Here is a 22,804-nt window from a genome sequence, read left to right as displayed (position 1 = left end):
AGCTCTACTTGGCAAATCAGTCGATCGAACTTTTCCCTCCGATCGGTTGGGGTATCTGTTTTTGAAGAAAAGCACCCCGCACTCGCGAGAGTACGGGTACGGGGTGCATGACAAAGGGGTTGATTATTTCTTGAAACGAATGATCGTGTGGTTGCCGTCCTTCGAAACCTTGGCCAGATAGATACCGGCAGGCAGTTGAGCAAGGTTGGCAGCGGGCTCGGCTACTTCGGCTACGACAGTACCCAGCAGGTTGTAGATAACTGCGGTAGCACCTTCGGGCATATAGAGCACGTTGTTGTTGTAGTAGATGGGCTCGGCAACAACCTCTTCTTCGATACCCGAAGCCAGGTTGAAGACTACGTCTACCTTAACGGGGCTTGTGGCAACTTGAATCGGGTCGGTTACGTTGGTGAGCGGAGTACCGTCGACGGTAATCGAGCTGATTTCATACGAGTCACTTCCGTTTACGGCATACAGGTTACTGTATACTTTTACGGGAGCGGGCGAAGCGGTCAGGTCTACACCATAGCGTTGCAGCGTGTAAGCGGCATTTTCCTCCTCGGGCGTGTTGTAGGTTACCTCTACCGTTTCACGACCGTTGGTCTTTTGAATGGCCGTAGCCATGGGGAATTCTCCGGAGTCCCCGGATCTGTTGTTTGCACGGTAGTAAGCGTCTACATCACCGGCCAGATTGTCTACGGTTGTACCCGTAGCCGATTCGGGACGGTAGTAGGCTACCAGACCTTCGGGCATTTCGTTGTAGCCATACATCGAGGTTTTGATTTCCTCGGGAGTAAGGGTGCGGTTCCAGAGTTGAACTTCCTCTACTTTCGAGGCCATCTGGTTGTATTTCGAGTCACCGATAGCAAAGTCGCAGGCATCGTAGAGCAGAGCCAGACCACCTTGTTCTACATCTTGCGAGATAGCCTCTTCGCCATTTTTGTACACTTTGAAGTTCTTGCCGTCGTTGCTGGTTACCAGCGAGATGAAGGCAAATTCACCGGGATAGAGCGTGGTCGTTTCCGATACGGCAGGAGCCGAAGCACCGGGGCAACCCGTTGAGCTGCCGTCCCAGTAACGATACCATACAGCCAGTTTACCGTTTTGTACACCGATACCATATGAACCTTCTACATTCCAGGTGATGCTGTTCTGTACGTGACCCATGAAGACACCGTTGTAGCCCATGGGCGAAACCCAGGCCGAGAAGGTGTAGTTGCGCGAACGTTGGTCGCTCGATACCTGATTCTCACTGGTATTGTGTGACCCCAGAGCCGTATCGCTGAATCGCAGTTGAGCCTCTTCGGTTCCATAGCCGGGAGCCGACATCAGCATGGCTTCGCCCTCGGTAGCCAGTTGTTTGAACTCGGCCGTAAAGTTTGCAGCAGCGGTTACCGCATAAGTCGAGTTCGGGAAGATTTCGCCATTATTCTTTACGGCAACCAGTTCGTAGCCGCTGTTGGGGGTAGCCGATACGGTCAGGATAGTACCTTCGGCAACCTCTTCACCTGAGGTAATGGCGGTTGCGCCGTTTTTGATCGAGAGCGTTCCATTCTCGGGTGCGGTAAAGTTGATGGCATATCTTTGAATGTTCGATTTTACGGTAATCTTTACGTCATAGTAAGTACCTTCTGTGTAATTACCATTGTAGGTCGGATTCTCTGGTGCTGTTTCTGCTCCGATAAACATCATACGCAAGCAATAAACCGTACCTTCCTCTGCTTCTCCAGGAATTGTGATAGTGGGTAATGTCCCTGATGATACTTTGGTTTCGGTATCCTCCTTATATACGGTAACACCATTTTCATTTGCGAATCCTCCTTTATTTGCGTTTCCACAAAAGATGAGTCGCTCCATTGATTTAGAACTATTCGCATCGGAAAATACAGCAAATTTACCCCAAGTGGAATTGATGTTAAAGGTTAATGTTACAGTTGCATTTGGAGCTATTAAAAGTTCTTGTTGGATTTTTCCATTAGGTTTTTTAGGAATAGAGACATTTGTTAAATCTTCCAAAGCACCCGAAGTAGAGAATGATACAATATTTCCACAATTTCCTTCCTTACTAAACGTAGGAGCTTCATATCCTTCGAGTGGGTTTTGCGCATTTGCCAGGGCCCCGCCTAGCAGAGTCGCGAGCAATAAGAGATAAATTTTTCTCATACTGATAAATTTAGTTAAACGATAAATGAAATGATATCGAGAAGATTCCTCCGCACACGAGGTGCGGAGGAATTGAGATTACATTATTCAGCTACCACTTTGAGAGCTTTTACACGTTTGCCATCTTTCGAGATGACTACATAGTAAACACCTTGGGCCTCATTGACTGTGAGCGTGCAGATTTCGCCGGCCATAGCCTGATGAGTTTTCGAGGTAACCTTGCGGCCCTGAGCGTCGAAGATGTCGATTACATAGTTGCCATCGGCAGCGAATTGCAGATTTACATTTTCGATGAAGGGGTTGGGGTATACTTTGAGGTCATTTACCAAGTTGTCTTCGATAGCATCGGGAACTACCACAACGATATATTCCTTTTTCGTCATCGTGTCCGAGCCCCAGCCGTTGGCCAGCGTGAGGGTAACATCGTAGTTGCCGCTCTTGTTGAACGAAACGGTAGCTTGGTCATCGCTGTTGGCCACTTCGACATCGGGGATGGTGAAGGTCGAGGTGGTAGTGATGGGCAGTGTACCCGACATGGCGGGGTTACCCTCTACGTTGATGTTGGCAGGGAGGAGTTTCTCTCCGTTGGAAGAGGTATTTTCACCGCCGGTTCCCGTCGTTTCAATGTAGGCAGCCTTGGCGCTGGTATTCAATGAACCTTTGTTGGTAAAGGTGAAGTCGTCCGAATTGTAGTTATCGCTTTCGAACGTCCAGTAACCTTTCAGTTCGGCCGGGATCGTCTTGCCGTCGTAACCCTTCATGGCTTCTACCACTTCGCTGTCGCTCAGGGCTTTGTGCCATATCTGTACATCGTCGATTTCTCCGACAAATCCGGCGTAGTACACACGCGAACCACCAATGTAGATAGGAGCTTTCGATACAGTTATGGAACCGCCGTTTACTTGACGATATGACAACTTGGGTCTTTCGTATTCACCCGTTTTCTTTCCGTTGAAATAGATGCGTTGTTTGCTACCGTCGTAGGAAATCAGGATATGAGTCCATTGTCCTTCGGAGAGGCTATACGATTCAGCCGTTGTGCCAGCGAACCGGCCATCGGTACAGCAAGAGAGGTTGGGATTCTCGTGCGGGTTCGTGGCTCCGTTTACAGGAATATCGAGATCGTGGAATCCACGGCCTGCATCTCCCCACATGGTGAATGAAACCGTATTGGCGGGAAGATCGATATTGTTATAGGCTTTTGCTTTTGCCGGCCAAACATCAAGCCAGAAGGCTCCCCAGTTGTTGTCCGGCCAAGAAATATTCAAGTCTCTTTGACCCATGAGTGTCATACCCTGTTTGGCATAGGTGAATTTTTCGGGTTTAATCCACATACCGATGGTGTATTGATTTTGAGACATCGGCAGGAATTCGGCCGGGATACGGAATACATAGGGGTCTTCGATTCGCAATCCGCGCGATACGGTACCTTCGCCTTTTTTGCCTGTGTAGCTCAGCGTAACGACATCGTCGGGGCTGGTCACGTTGGTCTTCGAGGCGGTAAAGTCGGTAATCGAAGGAATGGCTCCTGTGCTCTCGGGCGAGATTTGTACATAGCCGCGGTATTTGAGGAATCTGGTGTCGCTGGTATACAACTCTACATCATAGTAACCTTCGGTCGAGAGCGATGTGGTGAAGGAAGTTCCACCGGGTTGCATGCCTACTTCGTTACCTGTTGTAGCATCAAAAATACGCCACCAGATGGGAGCACTTTGGTTGGGGTCGATGAGCGAGAGAGTAAACTCTTCACCGGCTTTGATCACGGCTTTGTTGCATACGATACCGTCTACAATAGTCAAATCGCAGGTCATGTAATTCGACCAGGTGATGGGGCTCTTGGTGACTCCGTCGGGAGCTACGGCACATACGCCCACGCGATAGTCGGTCACTTCGTTGTTGGCCGATACGGGAGCTCCTACTACATAGTGGGCCCACGACGAGGTGGTACCGCAGAGGACAGGATCGCCATCTTCGGCCTGTACATATACCTCGAAATACCAGGTGTCTACATCTTCGTTATAAACGGGTATATAGGGGTCGGCATCGTTTTTGGGCGATTCGCATTCCCAGCTGAACTTGAAGTCGATCGAGTTGTAGGTGCGTTTTTTCAAGATATTTGCCGTTTCGTTGATTGTGGGTTGAACCGGCGAGTAGGTTTTGTTGGGAATGATAGACATCTCACCGATGTAGATGTCGTAGGTAGCCGGGGTGTTTTCAAATTTCAAACCGATGAGGGCTACGTTACCCGTCATACCGATTTCAGAGGCTTTGGCTTCGATGGTTTCCCATTCGCCGGCCTTGGTCGAGGTGATGGCCTGCTCGTGCAGGGTGTTCTCGCTGCCAACAAACGACCAGAAGAGTTTCATGTGGGTGTCGGTTCCACTTTTCAGTTTGAAGGTCATCGACACTTTGTCTTCGCCCGATACGTTGAAGTTGGTCTTGAACAGACGTACGTTTGACACGGTCGTGGCACCGTTCATGCGCATGGCCGAGCCTCCATACCAAGCGTCATCGAAGGTGAATCCGCATTCGATAGCGTCGTCAGGCACGTTCTTGTTGTTGTCGGTAATCCACCAGCGCCAGGTGGGCAGGTAGTCTTGTACACCCACGTTGAACCACTTGTGGTCGAAGGTGACGGCACCGTGGTCGCGGAAGGTTTTACCGTTACCCAGGCAGAAGCGGGTAACAAAGGGGAGCTCTTGCAGTACGCTTCGGGCCGGCAGGAACTCGGCGATGCCGTGGAATTGTTTCATAGCAGCCTCACTCGATTGAGTCAGACCGTCTTTGATGGCCGGGCGTTTGGCCGGGTTGCGGTTACCCCCCGAAAATACCTGTTCTTGTTTTTCGAGGTAGGTATTTTGTACGGCTTCGTCGCCCGAACCGAACTCGGAGGAGTTCTGATAGATCATGTCGGTGGTGTGGTTGCCCCAGAAGGCAATCGACAAATTGGCGTTTTTCAGTTGCGACCAGGGACCGCGGCCCAACCAGTTGCCTTGAATATCGTAGCCGGCAAAAATCGTAAAGGGATCAGCGCCGATTTGTTTGGCATAATTTTCAGAATCTTTGGCTGTGTTACCTTCGGTACCCCATGCGTAGTTGAGCATGTACATGTCGGTAACCTGCTTGTTGTTTTTCCACAACCAGTCTTTTTTGTTTGAGGTGAATTCATGTCCAAAGTTCACATTTCCTTCATTGGTATTGGTTCCGTACCAATATACGTGGAATTGCCAGCCAATCTTTTCGGCCTCTTCACGACAGGCAATGAAGAAATCTTGCAACTTGGCTGCATCGGGTACGTAGGATTCGGGGTTGAATCCAATACCGTCAAGGCCGTAGTAACGGAGGAATTTGACGAATTTTTCAGCCCATTTGAATTTTCCACCTTCTTGGGTAACCAGCAGAGACAAGGTTTGACGGGGACGAACGTCGCCATTTGAACCGTCAACGAACAAGACACCGCCGCAGTTGGCTACACCATTGCGGTGAGTCACATCGCTGTATGCACCCGGTACACGGACCATGGGGAGCGACCAGCCGCCTTGGTAGTCGACATAGGACCACATGCTGAAGTTATCGCCGTCGAATACATAGCGGGGCAGCGATTGCCAGTAGGTGTCGGAGATACCCATAGGTGTCCACATACAGAATTGACGCTCGGTAGTCATCGTGGGATCGACCTGCGTTTGTGCATTTTCGAAACGTTTTTTCAAGGGTACACGGCCGATGTAGAAATTCTCATCTTCCGACAGTTTGGTCCCGGGCTCCCAGTTTACAAAGTAGTCGAATAAATCGAGGTAGACAGTTTTGTCTTCCTTCGGGTCACCCTCTTGGACTACTTTAGTCGGCAAGAGTTCTACATACTTGTCGTGTGTCGGTACGTTTTGGGCGTAACTACCCATCATGGCCATACATAACAACACGGATAGTAGTAATTTGGGTGTTTTCATGTTTGTTTTGTTTTTAATGAGTAAATAGATGAAATTTAGAGTCTGTATTTTAGAGAACGGTCATGCAAGCACGACCGTTCTCGTGGTGTATTTATTCGCCTCCGGTTTCCCAACGACGGTTGTCACCCAGTCCGGCAGGGTCAATTACGTCCCACCACAACGGGGTTGCCATCAGGTTGGGGCCTCCCAATGCAGGAACACCGGTAGTGTTTACATCGGCAGCTGCTGAGGCGTCGGTCATGTTCCAGGGAATACGGCGAATCATGAAGCCGTTGCCCAGCGAACCGTCACCCAAGTCGTTGGTGGGGAAGATTCGGGGATAACCGGTACGACGCAGGTCGTTCCAGGCTTCGAGGCCCATGGGGAACTGTGCCAGCCACTTTTGAGTAATAATCTTTTCGAGTATGGTCTTCTTATCCTCGTTGCCGAGCATTACACCGATGGTGACCAAACCTTTGAGGTTGTTGCGCTCGTTGTGCGGATCGACATAATCGATCGAAGTATCGGCTGTGGTTTGGGTGTAATAGTTACTGAATTCGGTACCTCCGGTTTCGATGCTGTACTCTTTAAGCATGGCTTGAATGCCGAAGGTGTAGGCCATCAGGTAGTTGGTCCCGATACCCCAGCGGAGATTGGCCTCGGCTTCCAGGAAATGACGTTCCGAGAGTTTGAAGATGGCCAATGGGTAGTTGGCGTAATTCGTCGTTACACTCGAATATTTTACATATTGGTTGTTGTCGTCGCGGGGTGTAAGTTGTATTCCGGTACGCACACCGACAATCTCCGAGTTGGCCGCCATGGTTACATTTCCATCTTCATCTAAGATATCACCGCTGTTTTTGGTGAAGATCAGATCCATGTAGGGTACTTTGAGTCGCTTCATGATGTTTTCGAGCGAAGCGTTCAACCGGGTATCGTTCCAGTTGTTGGCAATGAACTGCAAGGGGTGACTGTTACCCGAAACTACCATCGTATTGTATTCGATATTCTTGGAAATCAATCCATCACTGATGGCGGCTTCGGCTTCGGTTTTGGCCCGGTCGGGATCTACATTACTCATGCGGACTGCCATACGCAGGCGAATGGAATTGGAGAATTGGCGCCACGTATCTACACTACCGCAGATTTTGTCATATTTGGTCAAAATCTCGTTAATGGAATCCTGATGCTCTTGTGAGGTTGAGGAGAAGTCTTTCAGAATCTGACCGGCATCTTTGAGGTTGACAAAGAGGGAGTCGTAGATTTGGTCCATAGGCTCGTAGGTAACGGGCGGTTCCTGTTTGTCATTCTTGTAGTCGGTCCAGGGGAAGGGGCCGTAGACGTCCGAGAGTTCGAGGGCCGAGAAGCAGTACATGATGTTACACATGGCACCAATCTCTTTCAGATTGAGCTGAGCTGCCGACCGCATCACGGGCAGAGCGGCTTGGGCTACCAGGAAGAAACTGGCTTTGGGACCGTCGCAATATTGGGCAAAGTAGCGGTAGGTCGAAGGCAGGTTACCGCTGAAATTCTGGGTACCGGCCAGATAGCCCGAGTAGTTGTCGATGTGAATGTTGAACTGCACCTGATACACGTGCGCTCCGTTAGCGGCTCCTACATCGTGCATCTTTTGTTGGGCGGTGAGGAACATACCGGCTGCCTGGTCATAAGTCGCGGCTACGGCGAGATCGCCCGAGCCCACCTCGATATTCGAGTTGAGGTCATCGAGCAGGGGGTCGCCGCATCCTACCATCGTAACGGCTGCGGCTAACGCAAATACTGATGAATATATTGTTCTTTTCATAATGTTACCTTTCGATTAGAATGATGCTTTAAGTGAGATGCCGAACGAGCGGGTGGTAGGCATGCTGAAGATATCGACATTGCCCAGAGCGTTTTGCGTACTCAATGAGGTATCGGGGTCGATGGGGGCGTCGAGGTACAGGAAGAAGAGGTTACGGGCGTTGGCCGAAACCGTGAGGTTCTTGCTCGGGCCGAAGAGGTTGCGGAAGGTATAGGCCAGCGAGATTTCGCGCAGGCGGAAGTTCGTGGCATCGTATACATAGTTGCGACCTACGGGCGATCCGCCACCGATAGTCTGGTAGTATTGATCTACGGGAACCACTTGTTTGGTCCCGGGAATGTACATACCCGGCTTGGTTACGGCTCCGTCGGACGAAGTCCAATAGAGGTCGTTGGCCAGGGCATAGTCACGAGCCTCGGCCGTGCGTTGCGAGGTACCGAAGTAGTCGAGATAAGCCTCGGTGAAGGAGATAACCTTACCGCCTACTTTACCGTCGATGAGGAAGTAGAACGAGAAATCCTTGTAGTTAAAGGTGTTGGCCCAACCGAGCGTGTGCTTGGCATTCATGTTACCCAGGTATTCGTTGGCCTGGCCGTTGAGCTTGAAGGGAGCACCGGTCTGCGGATCGACTATGACGTCGCCATCTTTACTGGGGTCGGTGATGATTTCGCCCGTATTGGGATCACGCTTCATGAATCCTACGGCATAAAGGTCACCATAGGAGCCTCCCTCTTCAAACTTGATCTTCAAACCGCTGAGGTTACCCAGGTCAATCTCGTGGATATATTTTTGACCGTTCTGTTTGCGGGCTACGGTAAGAATCTTGTTGTCGTTGAAGGCGTAGTTGAAGGTGGTGATCCAGCTGAAATCGTTGTTGGGAGCAAAGATGTACGACGCGGTCAGTTCGACACCCTGGTTGCGCACCTTACCACCGTTGATGTAGATCTCTTTACCGGCAGCGCCCTGGTATTTCATGAACTGGTTTTTCATGATGGCGTTGTAGTAGGTGGCTTGCAGGGAGATGGAACGGTCGAGCAGGCTGACGTCGAATCCGGCCTCGAACGACTGGGTCGTCTCGGGTTTGGGGTTCTTGAAGTTGATGATGGCGCTGCTGATGTAGGCTCCGGTAGCCGGATTACGGGAAGCCGATGCCAGGAAGAGGTTGTTGGGAATCGAGTTACCTACCTCGGAGTAAGAGGCACGGAGTTTCAATTCGTTGATCTGGTCGGGCAAGGTAAGCAATTTGTTCATCTGGGCCGAAGCACCTGCCGAGTAGTAGGCAAAGTGGGGATCCATGTCTTTGAACTGCGTGAAGGCGCGGTACCAGTCGTCGCGGTAGCTACCCTCGACGGTTACCTTGTCTTGCCAGGTTACCTGTGCGGTGGCAAAGATGGCACGCTCCCAGTTCTTGGTGGTGAGGCCCCCGTAGTTGTCGCTGCTGCTGATGTAGATGTCGGAGAGGACGAACTGGTTGCACGAGAGGTCCTCGGTATTGGGGGCACCCGATTTGGCGATAGGAGTAATCATCCATTGGTCGTACGACGAGTTCATCATGCTACCACCGGCGTTGACACCGATCGTGAAGTCTTGTATCTGCTTGTTGTAGCTCAACATGAAATCGCCATAGAAGTCTTGCGATTTGGTGTGGTCGAGAATGAGACGACCGCGGTCAATCATTTCGGCGTTACCCCACGTGGTGGCGTATTGACGGTTCTCGTCGTTACGCTCGTTGTAGTCGTATTTGATACGGGCTTGCAGGTTGAGTTCGGGAATAATCTGCCAGTTGGCGGTGATGCTGCCGAAGGTACGGTTGATAACCTCTTCGCTGGTCATGCGGTTGAGCAACCACCATGGGTTGTTGAGGTTGATGTTGTCGGAGTACCATACTTGCTTACCGTAGTTGGGGTCGGAGAGGGTCGAGGTCTTACCCGATTGAATGACCGAGATGGGCAGACCGTCGGATCCCGTTTGCGATACGATGTAGCTGTACGGGTTTGAGGTCCACGTTGCGTTGGTGTCGTAGTAGTTCTTGCGATACCAGTTCATGTCGAGGTTACGCGGCGAGGTGTAGAGCTGGTAGATGGGGTTGAAGAAGGTACCACCGGTAGGACGGTTCTTGGTCCTCTGGTTGATGTAGTTGGCCGAGATGTCGAATTTGAGTTTGTCCTTGAAGAACGAGAAGCTCTGACGCAAGGAGATGTTGTGACGCTCGAACTTGTTGGTCTCGACAATACCGTTGGCCGTCGTATTTCCGTAGGAGAAATAGGTCTGAACCACTTTTGTACCACCACTCAACGAGATGGAGTTGTTGAAATTGGTACCCAGTTGGTAGAAGTCACGGATATTGTAGGCATTACGGGTCAGGTGGTAGGGCGAGTTGGCCGTGTCGTAGTACTCGTCGCCCAGGGTGTTCATGCGTTGACCCCAGCTGTTGGAGTTCATCGAGAAGCCGTTATCTACCGAGCCCGACATCTGTGCACCATATGCATTCTGCAATTTGGGCAATACGAGCGGGGTCTCGAAGGTGGTGCTGCTCGATACATCGATGCGCAACTGACCCTCTTTACCTTTCTTGGTGGTAATCATCAGTACACCGTTCGAAGCGGCGCTACCGTACAGGGCAGCCGAGTTGGCACCTTTCAGTACCGTGATCGATTCGATGTCATCGGGGTTGAGTTGCGAGAGGGCGTCGCTGGACTCTTTGGAACCGTCGGCCATCATCGTGGCGCCACCACCGTCCATATCCATCTGTCCGTTTACGCTGTTCTGCATGGGCACACCGTCTATTACAATCAGCGGCGAGTTGTTACCCAGCATGGAGGCGTTACCACGCAACAGGATTTTCGAGGCACCACCGGCACCACCCGAGTTAGGTGTGATGACCAGACCGGCGCTCTTGCCTTGCAGCGAGTTGATGAGGTTGGCCTCTTTGGCACGGGTCAGTTCGTCGCCACCCACGGTTTGTGTGGAGTAGGAGAGGGTCTCTTCCTTGCGGGCGATACCCATGGCGGTAACGACAACCTCGTCGAGCAGTTTGGTGTTGTCTCTCATTACGATGTCGATTTTGTCCTTCCCGCCGATGGGGTGTTTGACGGTTTGGTAGCCGATATAGGAGAATTCCAGTTCGCTGCCGCCTGCGGGAACCTTAATGGAGTAGTTTCCGTCAATGTCGGTCGCGGTAGCGGCACTTGTGCCGGCTACTTTTACTGTAAGGCCGATGAGTGCTTCACCCGAAGCGTCGGTTACCTTACCGGTTACGATGCGAGAGCTGTTGGCCTGAGCCGTAGAGCTACTGTTCGAACTGCTTTTGGGTTGTCCCTGGGCAGCCGTTCTTCTCGACAACATGATGTTGGGATTTTGTATCGAGTAGGATACGTCGGTCCCTTTGAACATGATGTCGAGAATCTCGCTCACCGTTTTGTTCTTTACGTTTAGGTTTACTTTTCGTTGCGTGTCGACCTGTGTATTGATGACAAACAGGCACTTCGCTTCTTTCTCGATTTTTTTCAAGACATCTTCTACCGGAGTGTTGACCTCGGATAGAGATATGCGTGAATACGCATCGGCACTGGCTTCAAATGTGTAAACCAGTGCGAAAGCCATGATTAGTGCTTTTAAACTTTTTTTGTACATACGTGTGTTTATGGGTATTCAAACAGATTGTGAATGGGGTTATTTTCTCTGGAATATAGATAGGATAAATAAGGTGTGCTTATTTTCTCATGGGCAAAGATTTTTTTAGGGTTATATTATTTTTTTGAACTTATTAAAATGGTGTTGTATTCCTTGTTCCACTTGAAGTCAAAGTTGAAATCGTGTTGGAGTGCTTGCAGGGCATGTTGGATTCCGTTATAGCGGTAGAATTTCCCGGTGTACCGTTCGCTGCTTTTTATCTCTTTATCAATTTCGATTTTTACACCGAAACATTTTTCAAAACCCTCCATCAACTCGTCGAACGACTTGTCCTTGAAATAGTAGATGCCGTCTTTCCACAACTCGGTTTCGAGCGAACGGATTACCGATTGCGTAAATTCTCCATCTTTGAATTGGGCCCGGTATCCCGGTTTGAGTGTGGCGTTTTTGTCCCCGGCCGAAATTTTTACAGAACCTTCGATTAACGAGACCATGAAATCCTTCTCTTCGTTGTTCGAGCTGACATAGAATTTTGTTCCCAAGACCTTGATTTTTCCGTTGGGCGTGTTGACAATAAAGGGACGCCAGCGGTTGTGGGCGACTTCGAGATAGGCTTCGCCATCAATTTCAATACTGCGTTGCAACCCCATGAACGATGAGGGATATTTTATCGTGGATTCGGCATTGAGCCATACCTTGGTACCGTCGGGGAGGAGCAAGGTGTTGCTGTTGCCTGCAGGCACAGTGAGCGAATAGAGAGGAACGATGCGGTCGCCTACCGTAAAATAGAAACTCCCGAATGCGACAGCCAATAACAGCACAACTACTGCGGCAATGCGAAGTAGTTGTATGCGGTAATGGCGTCGGAAATCGTACTGTGTGTGCTCTATGTTGCCTGCCGATAATATAATAGCGTTATATATGTTGCGCTCGTGACAAAACTCTTTTAGATGGTCGGGCGATGATTGAGCCCATGTAATAACCTCTCTGCACTCATCTTCCGAGGCACAGTTACCGAAATACCTATATAATGTCTCTTTTTTCATACATTATATAAACCTGATAAACTTCCATATCCCTAGTGATAAAATAGGTTTTTTTTGTTAAATGGAAGTTTGAAAATGTTTATAAATGTTGCACTTTCATTCTTTTTGATTTGCAAACTGATAGACCGATAGTGTTATAGATAGTCTTTGAGGCTTTTTCGTAAGATATTCAGGCTTTTTGAAATGTGAAACTCTACGCCTTTAATCGTGATGCCGAAATTTTCGGCAATTGTTTTGTAGGGTTTCTGTTCGAGGTATCGCTCGTAAAATATTTCTCGTGTGCGATTGGGCAAGGTTTCGATGGTACTGTGTACAATTTTTTCGATTTCGCTGGTGAAAAGTTCCGAGGGGTCACAGCCTTTCAGCGAAGAGATGTTGAGCTCGATTTCACCGATCATGTGGTTGTACAGCTCTTCATTCTTTTGTAACAGGTGTTTTCGCTCTTCCAGAACATCGATACATTTGTTCCTGATGATGGTGAAAATATACCCTTTTATATTGGTGGCTTGGAAGGTCTCCTTGTCTTTGTTTTCCCAATATTGGATATACGACTCCATCACTACATCTTCGGCGTCTTGCATGTTCCCCAGGTAGGAGTATGCAAATTGGATAAATCCATTTTTAGACGTCCTAAAAATGTTGGAAAAGTCATTATCTTCTGTAATCGATGTCATTCAACTTTGAATTAAACAATATCTATTTCTTGGAGGGGAATATTAGTCGTTATTTCTTCTATGGTTGTTCGTTTTCCCAATAATATATAGCTGTTTAGGAGTTTTGTCGCCTTGTTTCTTACAAAGGAATTACCGTGCTAATATAATATAATTGGGTGATAAAAAAGAAACAGAAAAGCATTTTTTTGAAAAAACTTTTCTGCCTGATAAGATATATGTCGGTGCGGAGGGTGAGTGCACCGAGTATGTAGAGACGCTGAACACACAGGGGGGGAGCAAAAATTGCTCCCCCCCTGTGTGTTCAGTTATTTACAAATCCACCTAATGAGGTCGGTAATTGGGGGTCAAACGTATAAGCCCGGGCAAATTGCCTGATAAAATCAAGTGTCGAAGCAGAGGGCTGCATGTTTTTTGTACTTCGTACTGTCATGGTGTCTTTGGGAGTAGAGGTTTTCTTCATAGGCCGAATCTTGATGTTTGTATATGATAAACGTCAAGATTCCCGTATTTATTATGTGTCTACGCCCTTTTTTTAAAATGTCAGTACGATATTGTTTTCCTCGGCCATCTTCCGCAAGTTGAGAATGGCATAACGCATGCGCCCCAAGGCGGTGTTGATGCTCACCTGGGTGCGGTCGGCAATCTCTTTGAAACTCATGTTTTTGTAATAACGCATGACAAGTACCTCTCGTTGGGAGTGGGGCAGGGCTTTGATAAGTTTGCGAATGTCGGCCTCTATTTGGCTATGTACAAGAGCATCTTCGACAGTCCCTTCGCTCAACTCCTTGCGATTGAAAATGTCCATATTTTCGTTGTCCGAGATAATGTAGTTGTCGGCCTTTTCCTGTCTGAAAAAGTCTATAATCAGGTTGTGGGCAATGCGCGAAATCCAGGCCGGGAACTTGCCGTTCTCGGTATAGCGACCCTGCTTGATGGTCATAATGGCTTTGACAAAGGTTTCCTGAAAGATGTCGTTGGCCAATTCCTTGTCTTTGACAATATAAAAAATGTAGTTGAAAGTACGAGCCTGATGACGTTTGAGCAATACATCAAAAGCTTCATTATTACCTTCGGCATACAATGCAACCAACTCTTCGTCGGTGCGATTGAATAAATCGTTCATTACTATCTCTCTTTTTTTAATCCAAGCGTAATGTTTTGTCGATAGGCAATCTTATTTTAGAGTGATTCAATAATTATTATTCGGTGCAAATAAAGATGTTTTTTTTGGAATTGGAAAGTAAAAGTAGAATTTTTTTGCCCTATCGTTTCGTTTTTAACACTATTGTCGTGAACAAATCTGTTTTGTTGACATTGTGTCGAAGGCGTGGAGATAGGGTCGTTGAAGGGTGCTGAGAGGTACCGAAGAGGTGGGCCGATTAAAAGTGGGGCGACATGACCGGTTTATCATAAAAAATATTTACATTTGCAACTCATGGAAAACTAAAAAACAAGAAACAGCTATGAAACCAACTCTTTTTGTCCTGGCTGCCGGTATGGGTAGCCGGTATGGAGGCTTGAAACAGCTCGATGGTCTCGGCCCCAATGGTGAAACGATTATGGACTACTCGATTTTCGATGCCTTGCGGGGCGGATTCGGGAAAGTAGTCTTTGTCATTCGTAAGGATTTTGAACAGGATTTCAGAGAGAAGATTCTCTCCAAATACGAGGGCCATATCCCGTGTGAGTTGGTATTCCAGTCAATCAATGACCTGCCCGAAGGCTTCACCTGTCCCGAGGGACGTACCAAACCTTGGGGTACCAACCATGCCGTGCTGATGGGTAAAGATGTAATCAAGGAGCCGTTTGCCGTAATCAATGCCGACGACTTCTACGGTCGCGAGAGCTTTGCGATTCTGGCCGACTATTTGAAAAATCTCGAAGGTAAGCAAAACGACTACTGCATGGTAGGTTATCGGGTGGGTAATACCCTCTCGGAGAGTGGAACGGTGGCTCGCGGCATTTGTGAGATGAATGCCTCGAAGCATCTGACTTCGGTCGTAGAGCGCACGCAAATCGAGCGTCGCGACGGCGAGGTGAAGTTCAAGGAGGGTGAAACCTGGACGGCTATCCCCGACAATACGCCCGTGTCGATGAACATGTGGGGATTCACACCCGACTATTTCAAATATTCCGAAGACTATTTTGTGAACTTCCTGAAAGAGAATGCCGGCAACATCAAGGCCGAGTTCTTCATTCCGCTCCTGGTCAACGACCTCATTCAGTCGGGTAAGGTGACGGTTACCGTACTCGACACGCCGTCGAAATGGTTCGGTGTGACCTATGCCGCCGACCGTCAGTCGGTAGTCGACAAAATCCAGGCTTTGGTGGATGCCGGCGAGTATCCTGCCAAACTGTTCTGATTGCTCTATCCCTGAAAAGATACGATTACAGGAGAGAGGTTGTCCCGCTTTGGGGGGCACGCCTCTCTCCTTGTTTATATATAGGAACAGAATAATCGGGCGGGGGCGACCGACCTCTGTCGGGTGGGCTGTATCGTCGTCTCTCTGGCGGTAGCCGTGGGTGGCCCTTCCTTTGGAGGTAATAGGAAATAGTTTGTTTGAATGAGATATGAGTCGACTCGGGAGAATCAAACTCGAAAATTTATTTCGGTTTGCTTCTGCTCTCGCCATTCACTATCTTTGCACACTGTTTTGCCAACAGTGTAAATCGCACGTTCATGAATACCGTTCAGTTATTGCCATATAAACAGCATGTGGTCTCGCTGCTCAAACTGGGGCTGCCCATTGTCGTGGGGCAGTTGGGCATGATTATACTGGGTCTGGCCGATACGGTCATGATCGGGCACCACAGTACCGACGAACTGGCGGCTGCCGCCTTTGTCAACAACGTGTTCAATCTGGCTATCATCTTTGCTACCGGCTTCTCCTACGGGCTTACCCCGTTGATAGGCATGTTGCAGGGGAGTGGCAACACGCAGGGGATAGGGCGCGTTTTCCGCAACGCCCTTGTGGCTCACACCGCTCTGGCGCTGTTGCTCACGGCCATCATGTATGTGGTCTATTGCTTTGTCGACCAGATGGGGCAGCCGGTAGAGCTGTTGCCCCACATACGGCCCTACTTCATCTTGCAACTGGTCTCCCTGGTATTTGTTATGCTCTTCAACAGCTACCGGCAGTTTGCCGAGGGGCTCACCGATACCCGCACCCCCATGTGGATTCTGCTGGGGGGCAATGCCTTGAATATCGTGGGGAACTACCTGCTCATCTACGGCAGCTTCGGGTTGCCCGAGTGGGGCCTTTTCGGTGCCGGGGTCAGCACCCTGGTTTCGCGGGTGGTCATGCTGCTGGTCTTCGTTGTCATCGTTGCTGGTGCCCCCAGGTATCGGGCCTATCGGGAGGCCATACGCCACTCGCGGTTCAATCGCAATGACTTTGTGCAACTCAATGCCCTGGGGTGGCCCATTGCCTTGCAGATGGGTATGGAGACGGCAGCCTTCTCGTTGAGTGCCATTATGGTGGGCTGGTTGGGCAGCGTGCCGCTGGCGGCCCATCAGATTATGATTTCGGTCAGCACCCTCGGGTTTATGATTTACTACGGCATGGGGGCCGCTCTGGCCGTGCGGGTGAGTCATTTCATGGGACAACGCGATTTCCCCAATCTGCAACGGGCCGTTCATGCCGGCTTGGGCATCATAGGGGTGCTGGCCGTGGCGGCCTGCCTCTTCTTCTATCTGGCCCGGGTTCCCATCGTTTACAGTTTTACCGAGGATCCCGAGGTGATGGCCGTTGTTGCCGTACTCATCTACTCGCTCATCGTCTACCAGTTTGGCGATGCGTTGGAGATAACCTTTGCCAATGCCCTGCGAGGCACGGCCGACGTGAAGCCCATGATGTGGATTGCCTTCTTCGCCTATTTCGTGATGGCTCTCCCGGTAGGATACCTGTGCGGGTTCACCTTCGGTGGAGGTGTCGTAGGGGTGTGGGTTGCCTTCCCGGCCGGACTCTTTTCGGCTGGATTCCTGTTTTGGTTGCGATTCCGCTATCGCCTGCATAAACTCATCAGAGAGGAGGGCGATGTATGAAACCGCTGTCCGAAAAACTCTATTTGCAGCAGCTCATCGAGGAGGGGGAGCACCAGCAGCAGGATTTCAAATTTGAGATTTCAGATGCCCGCAAGATAGCCCGTTCCCTGTCGGCCTTTGCCAATACCGACGGCGGCCGTCTGCTTATCGGGGTGAAAGATAACGGCCGCATAGCCGGGGTGCGCTCCGAAGAGGAGGTCTACATGATCGAGGCAGCGGCGCAGCTCTACTGCCTGCCGCAGGTTGCGATTGAGATGCACACCTATACCGTCGATGGTAAGACCGTACTCATTGCCGAGATTCCGAAGTCTGCCGAAAAGCCGGTGCAGGCTCAGGTAGCTCCCGGCAAGTACATGGCCTATGTGCGCATTGCCGATGAGAACATACTGGCAACGGCCGTGCATCTGGCGGTTTGGCGGCAGAAGAGCAGCCCCAAAGGTTCGCTCGTGAAATATACCGAGCGCGAACAGCTCCTGCTCGACTACCTGGCCGAGCATGGCGAGATTACGGTGAGCAAGTACAGTCGGCTGGCTCGCTTGTCGTACCGCTCGGCGGTGGATTATATTGCCCGGTTTGTCCGCTTCGGGTTGCTCGATATTTGCTTCGAACATCACAAATTTTTCTATCGGCTGCATCAGGAGGAGGGCGAATGACCCCCTGCTTTTGAAAATTCCGCTTGTCTCTGTTCTCGTCTTTCACTATCTTTGAATAAGACAGGAGTCGGCTCGGTATTGCTCCACTTGAAAACTGCGTTTTCGTTTGCCACGGCTCTCGCCTTTTGCGTATCTTTGTAGAAGATAGGAGTCGGCTCGGCCTTGTCAAACTTGAAAACTGCGTTTTCGTTTGCCACGGCTCTCGCCTTTCGCTATCTTTGGAAAAGATTTTGTAAACCGATGAAACACGATATTCAGAAACGACCATGAAAATCGAAACCGAATTGTGTGCCTTTTCGCTCGAAGCCTGTCGCGCTGCGGCTCGTGCGGGGGTGACGCGGGTAGAGTTGTGCGCCTCGCCCTATGAAGGGGGGACGACCCCCTCGGCAGCCCTGATTCGCCGGGCTCGCCAAATACCCCATCTGCAACTGAGTGTGATGATTCGCCCCCGGGGTGGCGATTTTCTCTATACCGACGATGAGTTTGACCTCATGCTCGACGAGGTTGACTTTGCCCGCGAGTGTGGAGCCGACTGCGTGGTGGCCGGTATGCTCACCCCCGACGGTCGTGTCGACGAGGAGCGTACCGCCCGGCTGGTCGATCGTTGCGGTTCGATGCAGTTTACCTTTCACCGGGCTTTCGACATGACCCGCGATACGGCCGAGGCGCTCGAATCGTTGGTACGTGCGGGCTGTTACCGGGTGCTTACCTCGGGTGGCCGCAACACGGCGATGGAGGGAATCGATACGATTCGGGCCCTGGTAGCCCAATCGGCCGGACGTATAGCTATCATGGCCGGTAGCGGTGTGAGTCCGTCGAATGTGCGGCAGCTGGCCGGAACCGGTGTCGATGCCGTGCATTTCAGTGCCCGCAGCCTGGTCGAGAGCGGCATGACCTACCGTAACCCTACCGTCTCGATGGGCGGTGTGCCGGGCATTCCCGAGTATGCCTCGGTGGGTGCCGATGAGACGAAAATTCGTGAAATACTTGATCAACTCAACTCATAAAACCAATCCGATATGAAAAGAACTCATGCCCTTATGCTGCTGTTCGCCGGAGTGGCCTGCACGGTGGCAAGTTGCACCTCGTCGGGCATCTCGGCCGACAGTCAGCGACAACTCGAAACCGTCCTCGACGATTCGCCCCGTTCCGACAGCCTGCGCGTGCTGCTCAAAGAGACGCCTCGCGATGAACAGGAGGCAATGGCCTACCTGTTGGCCTGGATGCCCCAAGGCGACCGCGACACGATGGACCTGGCGCTGTTGCGCGAGAATGTGACTTATGCCTGCCGTGCCCGCGCCGAATTTCCCTGGGCCAAGGCGTTGCCCGACTCGATTTTCCTCAACGAGGTGTTGCCCTATGCCTCGGTCGATGAGGTGCGCGATGCCTGGCGAAAAGATTTTTACGAGCGCTTTGCGCCCCGGGTGCGGGGCTGCAAGACCCTGCGTGAGGCTCTCGATACCGTCAATGCCATTATCCCTCAGGTAGTAGGAGTGGAATATAACACTTTGCGTGAGAAGACCAACCAAAGTCCGTCGGAGTCGATGCGCCAGGGCATGGCCTCCTGCACGGGTCTCTCTATTCTGTTGGTCGACGCCCTCCGTTCGGTGGGTATTCCGGCCCGTTTCGCGGGGACGGCCGCCTGGCACGACAACCGGGGTAACCACAGTTGGACCGAGGTGTGGCTCGACGGTACCTGGCACTCGACCGAGTACTATCTGCCGCCGGCCCTCGACGGAGCCTGGTTCATGGCCGATGCCGGTCAGTCGACTCCGGGCGACCGCATTCACGGTATCTATGCCGTTTCGTTCCGGCCCACCGGTGACTGGTTTCCCATGGTGTGGAATGAGGAGTCGCGCGATGTGCATGCCGTCGATGTGTCGCAACGTTATATCGACCTGTATGGGCAACAGACCCAGGCGATACTTCAACAGGATACCCACACCACGGTCACCTTTGTCATGTATAAGGACAAGCAGCACAGCTCGAACTCGAAGGATCGGGTCGAGGCCAATGTCGACGTTTTCTGCGACGGGGTGCAACTGGGTGGAGGCCGCACGGCCGGTCCCTTGCAGGATATGAACGATGCCCTCAAATTCCTGTTGAAAAAGAACCAGACCTATACGTTCGTTTATGAGAATGCCCGGGGCGAACGCACCACGGTCGAGTCGGTCGTAGGAGCCGAACCGGTGACCGTTGTAGGCTATATGGAATAACCTCGGGGTGACGGTTCTGATTGAATAAAGAAAGAGCTCGCTTGTGGAACTACACGCAAACGAGCTCTTTTTATGCTTGAAGAAATTGGATTTACAGCTGTTTCAGCCGGGCAATGGTTTCGAGCGGAGCCTCGGAGTGGAAGACAAAGCTGCCAGCCACCAGCGCGTCGGCACCAGCCTCGACCAGTTGTCGCCCCGTTTCGAGGTTCACGCCGCCGTCTATCTCGATGAGAGCATGCGCGTGGCGGCGGGCAATCATCGCCTTCAAGTCGCGCACCTTGTCGAGAATGCGGGGGATAAATTTCTGCCCTCCGAATCCGGGGTTGACCGACATGAGCAGCACCACGTCGACATCTTCGATAATATCTTCGAGCAGCGCGACCGGGGTGTGCGGATTGAGCGAAACACCCGCCTTCATGCCTGCTGCATGAATCTGCTGCACCACCCGGTGCAGGTGAGTACAAGCCTCGTAATGTACCGTCATGATGGCACCGCCTATCTGCTTGACCTCGTTGATAAATTTCTGCGGCTCCACAATCATCAGGTGCACGTCGAGTGGCTTGGCGCACCGGCGGTTTACAAATTCGAGCACCGGGAAGCCAAACGAAATATTGGGAACAAACACACCGTCCATCACATCGATATGCAACCAGTCGGCCTCGCTCTCGTTGATGAGGTCGATTTCGCTGTTCAAGTTCCCGAAATCGGCCGAAAGCAGCGACGGAGAAATTAGTACGCTCATAGCTTCAATAGTTTTCGTTAGTTGGACAAAGATAGTGAAAGGCGAGAGCAGAAAAATCAAGGTCCCTTGAATTTTTTTGCCAAGCCGTATCTTGTGTTCGTGGAACAAAGATAGTGAAAGACGAGGGTAGAGACAAACGAAAACGCAGTTTTCAGGTTGGGCTATGCCGAGCCGCCTCCTGTTGGGTAACTTCCTTTATATCCCTTTACTCTTTCCGTCCGCTTTGGTCGGGGTTCAACGCCTTATAATAGTTGATGCGTTCGGTCCAGGTCTTATTCTCCAAGGGAAGCACCCGGTGAGTCTCGGCCCAATGGTCCCACATCTGTTCCAACTCCCGGGCTTTCTCGGGATAGCGGGAAGAGAGCTCCTCGGTTTCAAAGGGATCGGTCGAGAGGTTTATCAGTTCCCAAGGGCTGTTCCGGTCGTTGCGCACCAGTTTCCAGTTATCTGCGATGACGGCACACGAACTTTGGTGCTCAAAGAACAGGGTGCGATTTTGCAAGGCACCACCCCTCACGGCCGGGAGCAGGCTGGTTCCGGGCAAGTCGGCGTGCTCGAATCGGTCGGAGGGGTAACTGGCCGAGGCCAGATCCATGCAGGTAGGCAGCAGGTCGATGATGTGAGCCACCTGTTTGCATACCTGACCTTTCAGAACGTTTTTCCCGGTATTGCCGAAGGTCATGATGAAGGGGGTACTTGTCCCGCCTTGATAGACCCATTTCTTATAACTGCGGTAAGGTGTGTTGGAGAGGTCGGCCATCAGTTGTCCCAGATAGCCGCCTTCCAGCGTAGCTCCGTTGTCGCTCAGGAAGAGGAAGACCGTGTTTTCCAGGTTCCCTTTTTCGCGGAAAGCCTCGACAATCTGACCCACCCCGTCGTCCATGATTTCAATCATGGCGGCATAGGTGGCCATATCCTGAATCCACTGTTCGCGTTGAGAGTCGGTAAGCTCCTCCCAGGCGGGGCGTTTGCCGCCGAACTCCCGGTTATAGACGGGCAATTCCATCTCGGCGGGAACCAGGCCCAGCGCTTTTTGCTTCTCAAACCGCTGCTTGCGCAACACGTCGTATCCAACCCGGTAGCGAGCCTTGCACTTTTCAACCCGGTCGGCCGGAGCCTGCAAGGGGAGGTGCGGGGCATAGTAGGCTACATAGAGGAACATGGGGGCATCGGTCGGTTGTTGTCGTATGAAACTGACGGCCGAGTCGGATATGGCCGTGGTGTAGTAATAGTCGTCGGGCAGGTCGGTAACGGGTGTCAGGTCGTTGTAAAGCGGGGTAGGCTCGTAGTAGCTGCCTCCACCCGACAGGCAGCCATAGTAGCGGTCGAACCCGCGTTGGGTGGGGTAGCTGCCGTTGGGCCCGTCGAAAGCCCCGTCGACCGTGACATGCCATTTGCCGCTCATGTAGGTGTCGTATCCGTTGGCCTTCAAGATTTCGGCGATGGTCGGGTAGGTTTTTGATATTTGACCTCTATATCCCGGGCGGTGTTCGTCCACGGCAGTCATCCAGCCCATGCCCACCTCGTGTTGATAGCGGCCGGTAAGCAGCGAGGCGCGCGACGGGCAACTGCGCCCCGTGTTCTTGAACTGGCTGAATCGCACGCCGGCATCGGCGAGGCTGTCCAGATGAGGTGTTTGGATTTCGCTGCCGTAACACCCTAAATCCGAGAAGCCCATGTCGTCGCACATGATGAGTACGATATTGGGTGGTGTCGCTTTTTGGGCCGAAAGGGGAAGGGCTGCGGTTCCCAACATGAAAGGTACAAACAGAGTTCGGTTCATATGCGATTGTTTTTTAGGTGTATAGTGAAGAGAATAAAAACTGGATCTAAGATAATACATTTTTTATAAACGGCATGGTGAATTTACATAATGTCTATAAAAAACGATTCCGCTTCAAG

14 protein-coding genes are annotated in these 22,804 nt (G+C 51.2%); 5 read left to right on the top strand and 9 right to left on the bottom strand.

Annotated elements, in window-relative coordinates; all coding sequences use genetic code 11:
• Nucleotides 1-123: 123 nt before the first annotated feature.
• The 7 genes from BARVI_RS04120 to BARVI_RS04090 all read right to left on the bottom strand — a co-directional run bounded on the left by BARVI_RS04120 (nucleotide 124) and on the right by BARVI_RS04090 (nucleotide 14,369).
• Entirely contained in the window at nucleotides 124-1,692 is a 1,569-nt protein-coding gene (locus BARVI_RS04120) for a LamG-like jellyroll fold domain-containing protein (protein ID WP_025278010.1), read from the bottom strand.
• Between the two features lie 554 nt (nucleotides 1,693-2,246).
• The gene (locus BARVI_RS04115) at nucleotides 2,247-6,110 is read right to left on the bottom strand and encodes an endo-beta-N-acetylglucosaminidase (protein WP_025278009.1); all 3,864 of its coding nucleotides are present in this window, start codon (nucleotides 6,108-6,110) and stop codon (nucleotides 2,247-2,249) included.
• A 91-nt stretch (nucleotides 6,111-6,201) separates the two neighbouring features.
• Entirely contained in the window at nucleotides 6,202-7,893 is a 1,692-nt protein-coding gene (locus tag BARVI_RS04110) for a SusD/RagB family nutrient-binding outer membrane lipoprotein (protein ID WP_025278008.1), read from the bottom strand.
• 15 nt (nucleotides 7,894-7,908) lie between these two features.
• Nucleotides 7,909-11,496, bottom strand: coding sequence for a SusC/RagA family TonB-linked outer membrane protein (locus tag BARVI_RS04105; RefSeq protein ID WP_232214008.1), 3,588 nt, complete (start codon nucleotides 11,494-11,496; stop codon nucleotides 7,909-7,911).
• 146 nt (nucleotides 11,497-11,642) lie between these two features.
• A complete protein-coding gene (locus BARVI_RS04100; protein ID WP_084546982.1) occupies nucleotides 11,643-12,572 on the bottom strand; it encodes a FecR family protein in 930 nt (309 codons plus the stop codon).
• Nucleotides 12,573-12,706: 134 nt separating this feature from the next.
• Nucleotides 12,707-13,246, bottom strand: a complete 540-nt coding sequence (locus BARVI_RS04095) for an RNA polymerase sigma-70 factor (protein ID WP_025278005.1) — start codon at nucleotides 13,244-13,246, stop codon at nucleotides 12,707-12,709.
• A gap of 532 nt (nucleotides 13,247-13,778) precedes the next feature.
• Nucleotides 13,779-14,369: an RNA polymerase sigma factor gene (locus tag BARVI_RS04090; protein ID WP_025278004.1), complete on the bottom strand. Its 591-nt coding sequence runs from the start codon at nucleotides 14,367-14,369 to the stop codon at nucleotides 13,779-13,781.
• 340 nt (nucleotides 14,370-14,709) lie between these two features.
• On the opposite strand from BARVI_RS04090, the gene BARVI_RS04085 reads away from it, so the two are divergent.
• The 5 genes from BARVI_RS04085 to BARVI_RS04060 all read left to right on the top strand — a co-directional run bounded on the left by BARVI_RS04085 (nucleotide 14,710) and on the right by BARVI_RS04060 (nucleotide 20,160).
• Nucleotides 14,710-15,609 carry a glycosyltransferase family protein gene (locus BARVI_RS04085; RefSeq protein ID WP_025278003.1) on the top strand — a complete coding sequence of 300 codons (900 nt, stop codon included), beginning with the start codon at nucleotides 14,710-14,712 and terminating at the stop codon, nucleotides 15,607-15,609.
• Between the two features lie 317 nt (nucleotides 15,610-15,926).
• Nucleotides 15,927-17,291, top strand: coding sequence for an MATE family efflux transporter (locus tag BARVI_RS04080; protein WP_025278002.1), 1,365 nt, complete (start codon nucleotides 15,927-15,929; stop codon nucleotides 17,289-17,291).
• Complete coding sequence (locus tag BARVI_RS04075; protein ID WP_025278001.1) at nucleotides 17,288-17,944, top strand: AlbA family DNA-binding domain-containing protein; 657 nt, start codon at nucleotides 17,288-17,290, stop codon at nucleotides 17,942-17,944. The genes BARVI_RS04080 and BARVI_RS04075 overlap by 4 nt, the downstream gene beginning before the upstream one ends.
• 272 nt (nucleotides 17,945-18,216) lie before the next feature.
• Entirely contained in the window at nucleotides 18,217-18,951 is a 735-nt protein-coding gene (locus tag BARVI_RS04065; protein WP_025277999.1) for a copper homeostasis protein CutC, read from the top strand.
• A 12-nt stretch (nucleotides 18,952-18,963) separates the two neighbouring features.
• Entirely contained in the window at nucleotides 18,964-20,160 is a 1,197-nt protein-coding gene (locus tag BARVI_RS04060; protein WP_025277998.1) for a transglutaminase-like domain-containing protein, read from the top strand.
• Between the two features lie 91 nt (nucleotides 20,161-20,251).
• On the opposite strand, the gene rpe is transcribed toward BARVI_RS04060, so the two are convergent.
• Together rpe and BARVI_RS04050 are read right to left on the bottom strand one after the other, a co-directional pair.
• Nucleotides 20,252-20,902, bottom strand: coding sequence for a ribulose-phosphate 3-epimerase (gene rpe, locus BARVI_RS04055; RefSeq protein ID WP_025277997.1), 651 nt, complete (start codon nucleotides 20,900-20,902; stop codon nucleotides 20,252-20,254).
• 205 nt (nucleotides 20,903-21,107) lie between these two features.
• Nucleotides 21,108-22,685: an arylsulfatase gene (locus BARVI_RS04050; RefSeq protein WP_025277996.1), complete on the bottom strand. Its 1,578-nt coding sequence runs from the start codon at nucleotides 22,683-22,685 to the stop codon at nucleotides 21,108-21,110.
• Nucleotides 22,686-22,804 lie beyond the last annotated feature (119 nt).

The organism is Barnesiella viscericola DSM 18177, assembly GCF_000512915.1.
GTDB lineage: Bacteria > Bacteroidota > Bacteroidia > Bacteroidales > Barnesiellaceae > Barnesiella > Barnesiella viscericola.
This window is presented reverse-complemented; position numbering and strand designations above follow the sequence as displayed.